The 12087-nt window shown below is 35.7% G+C and carries 12 protein-coding genes; 5 read left to right on the top strand and 7 right to left on the bottom strand.

What is annotated here, in order from left to right; all coding sequences use genetic code 11:
• Position 1 precedes the first annotated feature (1 nt).
• Entirely contained in the window at positions 2 to 772 is a 771-nt protein-coding gene (locus tag ACNQGH_RS01765; RefSeq protein WP_417954253.1) for a type 1 glutamine amidotransferase domain-containing protein, read from the bottom strand.
• Positions 773 to 858: 86 nt separating this feature from the next.
• On the opposite strand from ACNQGH_RS01765, the gene ACNQGH_RS01760 reads away from it, so the two are divergent.
• Positions 859 to 1755 (top strand): LysR family transcriptional regulator, encoded by an 897-nt coding sequence (locus ACNQGH_RS01760; protein WP_417954252.1) that lies wholly within the window; start codon positions 859 to 861, stop codon positions 1753 to 1755.
• Here ACNQGH_RS01760 and nadD read toward each other — a convergent pair whose 3' ends face one another.
• From nadD to ACNQGH_RS01740, 4 genes are all read right to left on the bottom strand, one after another.
• On the bottom strand, positions 1756 to 2337 hold the full coding sequence (gene nadD, locus ACNQGH_RS01755; protein WP_417954251.1) for a nicotinate (nicotinamide) nucleotide adenylyltransferase: 582 nt from the start codon (positions 2335 to 2337) through the stop codon (positions 1756 to 1758).
• 77 nt (positions 2338 to 2414) lie between these two features.
• Positions 2415 to 2987 carry a guanylate kinase gene (gene gmk, locus ACNQGH_RS01750; protein ID WP_417954250.1) on the bottom strand — a complete coding sequence of 191 codons (573 nt, stop codon included), beginning with the start codon at positions 2985 to 2987 and terminating at the stop codon, positions 2415 to 2417.
• 72 nt (positions 2988 to 3059) lie between these two features.
• The gene (locus ACNQGH_RS01745; protein WP_417954249.1) at positions 3060 to 3920 is read right to left on the bottom strand and encodes a YicC/YloC family endoribonuclease; all 861 of its coding nucleotides are present in this window, start codon (positions 3918 to 3920) and stop codon (positions 3060 to 3062) included.
• A gap of 77 nt (positions 3921 to 3997) precedes the next feature.
• Positions 3998 to 4348 (bottom strand): arsenate reductase family protein, encoded by a 351-nt coding sequence (locus ACNQGH_RS01740; RefSeq protein WP_417954248.1) that lies wholly within the window; start codon positions 4346 to 4348, stop codon positions 3998 to 4000.
• 77 nt (positions 4349 to 4425) lie between these two features.
• On the opposite strand from ACNQGH_RS01740, the gene ACNQGH_RS01735 reads away from it, so the two are divergent.
• Complete coding sequence (locus ACNQGH_RS01735; protein WP_417954247.1) at positions 4426 to 4881, top strand: DinB family protein; 456 nt, start codon at positions 4426 to 4428, stop codon at positions 4879 to 4881.
• 135 nt (positions 4882 to 5016) lie between these two features.
• On the opposite strand, the gene ACNQGH_RS01730 is transcribed toward ACNQGH_RS01735, so the two are convergent.
• Positions 5017 to 5760 carry a DUF3298 and DUF4163 domain-containing protein gene (locus tag ACNQGH_RS01730; protein WP_417954246.1) on the bottom strand — a complete coding sequence of 248 codons (744 nt, stop codon included), beginning with the start codon at positions 5758 to 5760 and terminating at the stop codon, positions 5017 to 5019.
• Between the two features lie 103 nt (positions 5761 to 5863).
• On the opposite strand from ACNQGH_RS01730, the gene ACNQGH_RS01725 reads away from it, so the two are divergent.
• Complete coding sequence (locus ACNQGH_RS01725) at positions 5864 to 7009, top strand: cystathionine gamma-synthase (protein ID WP_417954245.1); 1146 nt, start codon at positions 5864 to 5866, stop codon at positions 7007 to 7009.
• A gap of 122 nt (positions 7010 to 7131) precedes the next feature.
• Here the strand turns inward: ACNQGH_RS01725 and ACNQGH_RS01720 are convergent, their stop codons facing one another.
• Positions 7132 to 7935, bottom strand: coding sequence for a THC0290_0291 family protein (locus tag ACNQGH_RS01720; RefSeq protein ID WP_417954244.1), 804 nt, complete (start codon positions 7933 to 7935; stop codon positions 7132 to 7134).
• Between the two features lie 338 nt (positions 7936 to 8273).
• Between ACNQGH_RS01720 and gdhA the strand changes: the two genes are divergently transcribed.
• Complete coding sequence (gene gdhA / locus ACNQGH_RS01715) at positions 8274 to 9617, top strand: NADP-specific glutamate dehydrogenase (RefSeq protein ID WP_417954243.1); 1344 nt, start codon at positions 8274 to 8276, stop codon at positions 9615 to 9617.
• A gap of 124 nt (positions 9618 to 9741) precedes the next feature.
• Complete coding sequence (gene porZ, locus ACNQGH_RS01710; protein WP_417954242.1) at positions 9742 to 12030, top strand: type IX secretion system anionic LPS delivery protein PorZ; 2289 nt, start codon at positions 9742 to 9744, stop codon at positions 12028 to 12030.
• The last annotated feature ends 57 nt before the right edge of the window (positions 12031 to 12087 follow it).

Genomic DNA, 12087 nt, shown 5'->3' with positions numbered 1-12087 from the left:
TTTATTTTTTTGCGTTTAATTGATCTAGTATTTTCTCAGCCACAAGTTTAGAAGAAGCGGGATTTTGTCCTGTAATTAATAATCCATCTGTAACAGCATAGGGATGCCAGTCAGCAACTTTACTATACGTAGCGCCGTTATTTTGTAAAATATCTTCCAATAAAAAGGGTACAATTTTGGTTAAACCGATAGCTTCTTCTTCAGTATTGGAGAATCCTGTTACTTTTTTACCTTTCACTAAAAAATTACCATTTACTTTTACATTTTTCAAAGCTCCGGGAGCATGACAAACGAAACCAACTGGTTTATTGTGTGTGTAGAAGGATTCGATTAGAGCGATTGAAGTTTTATCTTCGGCTAAATCCCAAAGTGGTCCGTGACCTCCTGGATAGAAAACTGCATCATAATCTGCTTGATTTACATCTGATAGTTTTTTTGTGTTTTTCAGTTTAGCAAGCAGCATGGTGTCGTTGTCAAATCTTTTGGTGTCTTCTGTTGCGGCCGATGGATCTTCACTTTTTGGGTCAATAGGCGGTTGCCCTCCCAGTGGTGTTGCAATATCAATTTGTACTCCTTTATCCGCTAGCGTGTAATAAGGCGCCGCAAATTCTTCGGTCCAAAATCCTGTTTTTTCTCCTGTGTTACCTAATTTATCGTGACTGGTAACAACAAATAATACTTTTTTCATACCTTTTTTACTTGTTTTTTGTGCCGTTGCAGGGATGCAAGCTGCTGTTAATGCTATAAGGGCAAATAATGCAATTCTCTTCATGACTGATTTTGTTGGTACAAATTTAGGATGAATATGCTATTAGTAAAAATAATTTAAATTATGTTTGTCATAAATATATTTATATCATGGTGAATCTGGAATGGTACCGGACTTTTAAATCGGTTTACAAAAACGGAAATTTTTCTTTGGCTGCAAAAGAATTGTTTATCAGTCAACCAGCTGTAAGTCAGCAAATTTCAATGTTGGAAGCGCATGTCGGATATAAGCTTTTTAATCGAAAGTCAAAAGGCGTGGAGCCAACGGAATACGCTAAGTTACTCAATAATTTAATCATTGAGGCTTTAGACCGATTGGAAAATGTGGAAAATGGTTTTCGTGCGAAAGCCTTTAGTGCAAACCGATTGATTTCAATTGGAATTTCGAAACACCTGATGAGCAGCTTGGGCAGCTGTTTAATTTCAAAATTTGATTATATCGATTTTAGCTTTCATGGAAATGATGCACTTTTTGAACTGGTGGACTCTAAAAAGTTGGATTTTGCTATTGTCACTAAAAAATATGATACGTTTGATACGATTCAGAAAAAGGTGGGTGAAATCAAACCAGTCATCGTAGGTTCAAACAATATTGATGCTTCGGAATTAAAATCGAATATCAAAAGTAGCGATTTGGCAGCAATCGAACATTGGTTGAACGATCAAAAATGGTTTAGTGACAATGCCCAAATTCCACACATCAAATTATTTTGGCTGCATGTTTTTAATAAAAAAAGACCTTCGATGGTTCCTAATTATATTATTCCGTCCGAATATGAAATGCTCGAAATACTTTCAAAAAACAAAGGAATTGGAGTAGTTTGGAATATAAATACAAAGGTTTTTATTGAAGAAAAAAGAGTGCAATTATTATGGAACAGCAAGCAAATGCCAAGCACAGAAGTATTTTTATTATCAGGTAAAAATGATAATTTGAGTACGATTTCTGAGAATGTTGAAACAGAATTAAAAAAGGTTTTGGAATAGTTACTTCTTATAAAAATTATTATGATCAATATATTCCCAAACTTTCTTTGGTAATAAAGGCTTTACATTTTTGCCTTTTTTGATATTGTCTCGAATAAATGTTGAGGATATTTCTACAACTGGCGCATCAATCATGTGAATTTTTGCGTGGTTTTTGAAAGTTAGATTTTCCACTTCCGATGAAATCCTTGGATATACATAAATCTCGTGATTCTCAAGAATAGCTTCGTAGTTTTTCCATTTGTGCAACGACTTGAGATTATCTTCGCCCATTATCAATGAAAACTCGTAATTGGGATATTTTTCCTGCAAATGAACTAAAGTGTTTACTGTATAATTAGGCTGTGATAACTTGAATTCAAAATCCGAAGGTTTGATTTTAGGGAAATCTTCTGTGGCTAGATATACCATTTGCAAACGATGATAATCATCGAGTAAAGTGCTTTTTTTCTTAAGAGGATTGTGCGGCGTAACCACCATCCAAACTTGGTCTAAATCGGCATGTTCCGCCATGTGATTGGCAATAATAAGATGTCCAACATGTATGGGGTTAAACGTTCCGAAATACAGACCTATTTTCATTTACTAGATTTTAGGTTTTGGATTTTAGATATTGCTTATAGGACTGAACCCAATACCTAAAACCGAAAGCCAATATTTTATTTCACAAAATTCTTTACTAATTGATACGCTTCTTCAAGAGCAATATCTAAATCGTAGTTTTTTATAATAACATCAAACTGTGGTGCTGTTGCCAATTCTACAGAAGCTTTGGCAATACGCATGTTGATTTTGTCTTCGCTTTCGGTAGAACGTTCTTTGAGTCTTCTTTTTAGTTCATCCACGCTTGGTGGTTTTACAAAAACAGCTAAAGTTTCTTTCGGAAATTTATGTTTGATACGCAATCCGCCAGATACGTCAATATCAAAAATCACATTTTTTCCTTTTGCCCAAATGCGTTCGACTTCACTTTTTAAGGTTCCGTAGAAATTATCGCGATAGACTTCTTCCCACTCCAGAAAGTCTTCGTTTTTGATGTGCTTTTTAAACGCTTCGGTAGACATGAAATAATAATCTTTCCCGTTTACTTCTTCACCTCTTGGTGCGCGGGAAGCTGCCGAAATTGAAAATTCAAGATTCAAATCCTCTTTGCTTAATAAGTGTCTAACTATGGTAGTTTTACCGGATCCTGATGGCGCCGAAAAAACGATTAATTTTCCTCCTGTACTCATTTTATGTTTATTCTGAAATCATAAATCATTATCCCAAGCCTGAAAGTGCAAACAGGTGAAGCAATCGACAATTTACAATACGTTCAATACCTGTTCTTTAATTTTTTCCAATTCGTCTTTCATCTGAACGACTAATTTTTGCATTTGTGCATGATTCGATTTAGAGCCCATCGTGTTGATTTCACGTCCCATTTCTTGGGTAATGAAGCCTAATTTTCTACCATTTGCTTCGGTGCCGTTTATGGTTTCCAAGAAATAATCAAGGTGATTGGTTAAACGTACCTTCTCTTCGGTGATGTCTAATTTCTCTAGATAATAAATCAGTTCCTGCTCAAAACGATTTTCGTCTACATTGACTTTTAATTCATTAATTGCAGTCTGCAAACGGTCTTTTATTGCCTGAACACGTTCGGGATCAAGTGCCAAAGCTTCGGTCATGTATTGACGAATATTCCCGATTCGCAATTGAAATTCTTTTTCCAAAGACATTCCTTCGTCTCTTCTAAAGTTCAGGATATTTTGTAACGCTTCTTCAACAACGGTTTGGATTTGAACCCAGTCGTTTTCATCAATTTCATCACGTTCTATTTTCATGGTATCCGGCATTCGAATGGCCATTTTCATTAGTTCAGTCGCATCAGCATCGGCATACACTTCTCTTAATTGGTTGATGTATGCTTTTACAATAGGTACATTAACTTTCGTAGAAGTTTGTTCAGCGGTGCTTTCGATAAAAACAGAAAAATCTACTTTTCCTCTTTCCAGTTTTAGTGCAATTTGATTGCGTAAACCCAATTCCATTTCGCGGTAAAGAGAAGGCATTCTCACATTCAAATCCAAACCTTTACTGTTTAAGGATTTTACTTCCACCGTGATTTTTTTGGTTGGTAATTGCAAAGTCGCTTTACCAAAACCCGTCATTGATTGTATCATATATTTTTCTAAAGTGTCCAAAGATAAGGAAAAGCCACCGAACCCCCAAAGCGGTGAATTACTGATGGTTTTTTGGCCTATGCCAAAGCTTTCATTACTTGCAACATGTTTTGCTGCGTATTACCAATAAAAATTTTTCCGTCTATAATAAAAACAGGGCGGCTCAGGAACGTATAATGTTCTAGAATGTATTTTTTAAAATCATCTTCAGTTAACGATTTATTTTTCAAATCCATTGATTTGTACAACTGTGCTTTTTTGCTGAAAAGTGCTTCGTAACTTCCGGAAAGTTCCCGCATTTGTTCCAATTCAGCTACTGTAATTGGATCTTGTTTGATGTCATGAAAAACAAGATTGTGCTCTTTCGGCAATGATTTTATAATTTTTCTACAGGTATCGCAAGAAGCGAGATAATATATTTTGTCCATATAAACAGCAATTTCTTTGTGCAAAGAAAAATCATTTGATACGGAAAATGATTATTTTTATCAAAAAATTAAAAAAAATGGATCAAACATTCGATGTCAACACTACAAGCAGAAATATGGTTTCAAAATTTCTAGCCGGCTACACTTTGGAACAACTCAATACGATTCCTGAGGGATTCAGCAATAATTTGATTTGGAACATTGGCCATATTATCGTGACACAGCAAATGATGGTGTACAAACTTTCAGGTTTGCCCATGATGATTTCTGATGAATTAGTCGAAAAGTATAAAAAGGGAACTAAATCGGAACCTAGCACTACACAAGCTGAAGTGGACGAAATCAAATCGTTATTGTTTGGAACCATCAGTCAAACCAAAGCTGATTATGACAATAAAATCTTCAAAAATTACAATGAATATCCAACCTCTACTGGTTTTGTTTTAAAAAGTGTTGAGGATGCCTTAACTTTTAATAATTTTCACGAAGCGGTTCACATTGGGATTATGATGAGCATTAAAAAGTTTATTTAGGACTTATTGCTCTTCATTTAATGCAATTTTTACAGTCTCTTTGAAAAACGATACTGTAAAAAGAATTTTCATCGCTGTCGGTCCGAAACATATCGCAACTTTCAATATTTTTCAATTCTTAAGGGAAGTCTCGTTTTATTTTGCCAATAGATAAGGATTGGCTTCTTTAAAAGACAGCAACAATTCTTTTGGTCCATCAGCATACGATGCCGCTTCATACGAATTATAATAAAGAAGCAATCCTTTATCGGTATAAAAAATATTTTGTGGCAAATAAAATTTTTCGTCCTCAAACATCAATCCGGTTGCGTTTATAGATTTGTTTTCCGGGATTTTATATTTAGCTCTGAATTTTTTTTCGGCGAAAGCCATAAAGGCATTCTTGTTTTTAAACAACTGATTGGTCGGAATATATTTTCCGGTAGTAGGGTCAAATAGTAACGAACGCAATCCTTCATACCCATGAGCACCACCGGTAAAGGTGTAGTGCTTGATTTCAATGTTCAGTATGCTATCCGATTGGTATTTTATACTTCCTTCAATTTTGCCTTCCCAGCCAAAAGTATCTTTCGGGAATTCTTTCTGAAGTTTTTCATAGGAATCAATAAACGAAATCAGCAATCCATTATAATTAGTTGATGTGTATGGTTTTTCACCAAAATAAATAATCTCCTTTAACACTGCAAACACTTTTTTGTTTATGCTGTCCGCAACAACGGGAACATCCTTTGCAATGGGAATTTTTACAGTTATCTGAGGGCAATTTTCTTTGCAGGGCAAAGTCGTTTTTTTCTGAAAAGATTGCTCTTCAAAAACCAATTCGTTAGAACAGCGCGCAACGGAAAAAAGTAATAGAGTAAAAATTATAAAGTGTTTCATTTCAAAATTGTTAATTATAAGCAAAGGTATCAACTTGCGGCTTGGTTAGAATAAATTAAAGGGTAAATTTGTAAAACAATTCAGCATTTGAAAATTAAACGATATGAAATTTAATACTAAAGTTATTCACGGTGGTCAGCACCATGATCCAAGTACAGGAGCAGTTATGCCGCCAGTTTATCAAACGTCAACATTTGTACAAACAAGTCCTGGACACCCGATAAATCCGGATTATGAATACAGCAGAGCGGCAAATCCAACCAGATCAGCACTAGAAAATGCACTGGCAAGTATTGAAAACGGAACACGAGGATTGGCTTTTTCGTCAGGATTAGCTGCCACGGATTGTATTTTGCGTTCTTTCAAAGCGGGTGACGAAATCATTGCGATGGACGATTTATATGGTGGGACCTATAGAATGTTTACCCGTATTTATAAGGATTCAGGTATAAAATTCCATTTCGTGGACATGAATGACATGGAGAAATTCAAGTCATTAATCAATGAAAACACTAAATTAGTTTGGGTAGAAACGCCGACCAATCCCTTGATGAAATTAGCGGATATTCAGGAAGTTGCTAAAATTACCTCGGCAAATAAAATCCTTTTTGCAGTCGATAATACTTTTGCAACACCCTATTTACAAAAACCATTAGATCTGGGTGCTGACATTGTCATGCACTCTGCAACTAAATATCTTGGCGGACATTCTGATGTTATTGCCGGCGCATTAATTGTAAAAGACAAAGCACTGGGAGAACAACTGCATTTTCAACAATTTGCGACTGGAGCTACACTTGGACCAATGGACAGTTTCTTGGTTTTGAGAGGAATTAAAACATTGCATTTACGTGTGGAAAGACATTGTGAAAATGGTGGAAAAGTGGTAGAATTTTTAAACAGCCATCCAAAAGTTAAAAGGGTTTATTATCCAGGATTAGCAAGTCATCCTTATCATGAAATTGCCAAAAAACAAATGAGTGGTTTTGGAGGTATGGTTTCGTTTACTTTTGTTTCGGGTAAAAAAGAAGATGCCATCGACTTTCTTGAAAAATTAAAAGTTTTTACATTAGCAGAATCTTTAGGCGGAGTCGAATCATTGGCAAATCACCCAGCTTTAATGACTCATGCATCAATTCCGGAAGACAAACGTGCAGCAATTGGAATTACAGATGATTTGGTTCGGTTAAGCGTGGGTATTGAAGATGCCGAAGATTTAATAGAAGATTTGAGACAAGCATTAGCGTAAATTTATAAAAACAGAACAGTCCGCTTTTCTTCCTTTCCTCTGGGAGGGTTGGGGCGAGAAGTAAAACCCCAATTCTGAATTTCAGATTGGGGTTTGTATTTTTTATAACTCTTTTGAATCTGCTATTGCAAGTAATAAATATAACCCACATTTAGCCAGACCAACCAGTCATTTGCTTTGTTTTCTTTGTAAAGTTCGGGATTGGGATTTAATCCATCTACCCAATTGGAGAAAAAATATTGGAATCGTAAATCGATCATTAAATCTCGTAAAGGAGTCAGTTTATAACGGGTCCCGACACTTGATACCACTGACCAGACCGATCCGCCTTCAGTAGAAAAACCATAAGGACGTCCATCTGTGGGAGTTAAATATTTGGGAAATGTAGTTAACGGAGTTCCCAGTGGTCCCATTGTTGAATAGGCTTTGGCATTATAATAACTGAATTGCCCTCCAAGACTAATGAATGGTCCTAAACTACCAATGCTTGCGGTGAAATCCCGAATACTCAATGGAAAATATTCCAGCTGCATTCCGATATTAGTGACTGCAGTGTTCCCTCTCATGGCGCGCAATTGATCTGCTCCGAGAGATGTTTTATTTGGCTCTACCCATTCTCCAAAATGTTTCAATTCGGTTTTATTATAAGAAAGTTCCGATCTTAATTTAAAATGATCGTTAAAGTAAGTTTCAGGAGTAAAACAGTTACATTCAGCTTTGTAAGAGAAATTTAGATAATGAATAATTCCAATGCCGATACCAGTATTTCCTGAATTCGTGTTCAAATCGTAGCGTTCCCCATAATCGGATTGAAAAGCTACGGGACCGGCTATAATTCCTACTTCATGCGAAAAACCAAATTGCGCATTTATATTATTTGACAACCCAAATAATATGAGTAAAGTAAAAATTGTTCGTTTGATCATTAGGTCTTAAATTTTCAAATCCAGACAAATATATAAAAACATCAATCATTAAAACATCAATCATTAAAACATCAATCATTAAAATTAAAAAATAAGTAAACAAATTCTTATTTGCTTACGAAAATTACAACGATTTCGCTGCAATCGATGTTTCAAAAGTGGATTTCTTTGTAATTGCTTAATAAAAAGATAATTCTATCGATAAAATAAAAAAACAGACTTCAATATTTTTATAAAATGTATCTTTGTACACACTAACGAAAACGTTTTCTTAAAAGCAATTATTGTACTTAAGAAAATTATTTAATATTAATTTTGTTTGAATAATTTATTTCAAGATGGAAAATAAAATAAATCAATTTATGGCTCAAGTTGAGTCAAAAAATCCAAATGAGCCTGAGTTTATTCAAGCTGTTAGAGAATTTGCCGAAACTGTCATCCCATTTATTGCGGAGCAAAAAAAATATGATGGAAAAAATTTGCTTCTCAGGATAGCTGAGCCCGAGCGTTCTATTATATTTCGCGTTCCCTGGGTAGATGATAAAGGAGAAATCCAGGTAAACAGAGGGTTTAGAATCCAAATGAATTCGGCAATCGGACCTTATAAAGGAGGAATACGTTTCCATCACACCGTAAATTTATCAGTACTTAAATTTTTAGCATTTGAACAGGTATTCAAAAATAGTCTGACCACTTTGCCAATGGGTGGCGGTAAAGGAGGATCTGATTTTGATCCCCAAGGAAAATCTGATCCGGAAGTAATGCGTTTCTGTCAGTCTTTCATGACGGAATTGTGCAGACATATCGGACCGCAATTAGACGTTCCTGCAGGAGATATTGGTGTTGGAGCCAGAGAAATTGGTTATTTATTCGGTCAATACAAGAGAATAAGAAATGAGTTTACCGGAGTTTTAACTGGTAAAGGACTAGCTTATGGCGGTTCTTTAATTAGACCGGAAGCAACGGGTTATGGAGTAGTTTATTTTGCTGAACAAATGCTTAAAACGATTGGTCAAAATATTAACGGTAAAACAGTTTCTATTTCAGGATTTGGTAATGTTGCTTGGGGAGTAGCTTTAAAGGTAAACGACCTCGGAGGTAAAATAGTTACTATCTCTGGTCCTGATGGTTATATTTATGATGAGGAAGGGATCTCTGGAGATAAAATTGATTTTATGCTTGAATTGCGAGCAAGAGGAGATAATAGGGCTGAAGCTTATTTAGAAAAATATCCAAAGGCTAAATTCCACAAAGGGAAAAGCGTGTGGGAAGTGAAAGTTGATATTGCCATACCTTGTGCGACTCAAAATGAGTTGAATGAGGAAGATGCAAAAAATTTAATTGCAAATGGTGTCATTTGCGTTACCGAGGCCGCAAATATGCCTTGTACACTAGAAGCTATCAAACTTTTCTTGAAAGCTAAGGTGCTTTTTGCTCCAGGTAAAGCGGCAAATGCAGGAGGTGTTGCAGCTTCAGGATTAGAGATGACACAAAACTCAATTCGTCTCAACTGGACGAGTGAGGAAGTGGACTCCAGATTGAAAGAAATCATGGTTGGAATACACAATCAGTGCAAGAAATATGGTACGGACGCAGAAGGTTATGTGAACTATGTTAAAGGAGCAAACATTGCCGGATTTGTAAAAGTAGCTGATGCTATGCTAGCTCAAGGAGTAGTGTAAGCCAGGTTTAATACTAATTTAAAATGCCTTCTGCCGGATTACGGATGGAAGGCATTTTTTTTGTGTAACAAAAATCTAATACTTTCGTTTGTTCTATATTTGTAAACCGATATTCATGCAAATAATGAAAAAGAACGTTTTATGTTTTTTGCTTTTACTTTTCATTCAAATGGGTTTTGCCCAGAGTAATCTGTTGTGGCAAGGATATTTCTCTTATAATCAAATTAAAGACGTTTCAGAATCTACAACTGCAGTTTTTGCCGCCTCAGAAAACGCCTTGTTTTCCAAAAATGCAATAACAAGCCAAATTAAAACCACCAATACTATTGATGGGCTTTCCGGAGAAATTATTTCGGCAGTATACCATAACGCAACATTTAATAAAACACTTGTAGGTTATGAAAACGGATTGATAATAGTCATCAATGAAGCCGATGGAACCCTTCTTAAAGTGGTAGATATTATCAATAAGCAACTTCCATCAAGCATAAAAAAGATCAATCACCTTATGGAATTTGAAGGCATTGCTTATGTTTCCTGTGATTTTGGAATTGTTCAGTTCAATTTGGCTACCATGCAATTTGGAGACACCTATTTTATTGGTACAAATGGAGCCGAAATAATTGTTAACCAAACAGCACTATTTAATGGATTTATTTACGCTGCTACAAATAATGGCATAAAAAGAGCCGATATCAGCAATAAGAATCTAGTGGATTTTAGCCAATGGGAGACAATTGCTGCTGGAAACTGGTCGGGTATAGCAACATTAGGTTCCGATTTGTTTGCTGTTAATGCTGCTGGATATATTCATAAATACAATGCAAGTACGAATTCATTTACAGGATATTTAGCGCTTTCATCGCCAGCTTTGGATTTAAGAGCAACGAGTAATTATTTGATAGTAACAACTGTAAATAGCATTTATATTTACAACAGTCAGATGGCATTGGTACGCCAAATAAATACAAATCAAATTACGGAAAGTACCCCTAGTTTTAATTGCGCAACAATAATTGGTGATGCCATTTTTATTGGAACAAAGGAAAATGGAATGATTACCACTTCTCTTTCTTTAGCCACGACTTTTGAAAATACGACTCCAATTGGACCTTCTCGGAATAATATATTTGCGCTTCAAGCGACATCAAATTCGCTTTGGACGGTTTATGGCGATTATACAGTAGATTATAATCCGTATGATTTGGATAGTTATGGCGTAAGTAAATTCAGTGCAACGGGATGGTTGAATATTCCATATGAGAACGTTTTGGGTGCTAAATCCATGACCAGAATCACGGTTAATCCCAATAACGAAAACGAAGTGTATGCTAGTTCTTTTTTTTCAGGATTGCTTAAAATTGAAAATGATGAACCGAAAATTTTGTACAACCAAACCAATAGCGGTTTAGAATCATTAACCTTTGTCGGTCCTAGCTATATTGATATTAGAATAAACGGAGCAGCATTTGATAGATCGGGGAATCTTTGGGTTACCAATAGCAGAATAAAAAATGGATTAAAAGTTTTTAAATCTACTGGTCAATGGCAAAGTTATGCCATGGACAATATTCTGGATTCGGCTGCTGATAATAATTTCGGAACAATTGCAATTGATAAAAACGGAACCAAGTGGCTTTCTACGAGTGGAGATGGCGTTATTGGTTTTAATGAAAGCAATAATAAATTCAAAAAAATAACCACAGGTCCTGATTCCGGAAATTTACCTATTGCTGATGTAAGAGTGGTTGCAGTTGATACCAGGAACCAACTTTGGATAGGAACCACAAAAGGATTGCGGGTCTTGTCCAATGTGGGTAATTTTCAATCTGATGATCAATTGACAACCAGTCCCATAATTATTTTAGAAGATAATTTGGCGCAAGAGTTATTATACGAACAGTTTATAACTGATGTCGTTGTTGATGGAGCAAATAATAAATGGATCGGTACAGCGGATTCGGGTGTTTTTTTTGTGTCGCCAAACGGTCAGGAAACCAAGTATCATTTTACGACTAGCAATTCTCCTTTGCCCAGTAATGTTATAAATGACATTGATATCAATAGCACAACGGGCGAAGTTTTTATTGCTACCGCTAAGGGGTTGGTTTCTTTTAAAGGAGTCTCGACTACAGCAAATGATGATTTAAGCAATGCTTATGTATATCCAAATCCAGTACGGCCTGAGTATCGGGGAACCGTTAAGATTGCCGGATTACTCGATAAGGCCAATATTAAAATCACCGATATTGAGGGAAATTTAGTTTATGAAATTACTTCTGAAGGCGGAACTATAGAATGGGATACCACCGCTTTTGGAAAGTACAAAGTAGCTTCGGGAGTATATATGATTTTTATTTCAGCGCAAGACGGGGTGGAAACGAAAGTGAAAAAAGTAATGATAATCAGATAGGTTGTGGGTATCGGATTTTAGAAGATTCGCAACCAACGCCTAAAACCAAATAACGGA

Source organism: Flavobacterium kochi (assembly GCF_048286715.1).
Classification (GTDB): domain Bacteria; phylum Bacteroidota; class Bacteroidia; order Flavobacteriales; family Flavobacteriaceae; genus Flavobacterium.
The sequence above is the reverse complement of the archived record's forward strand: the minus strand, read 5'-3'. Positions and strand labels throughout refer to the sequence as shown.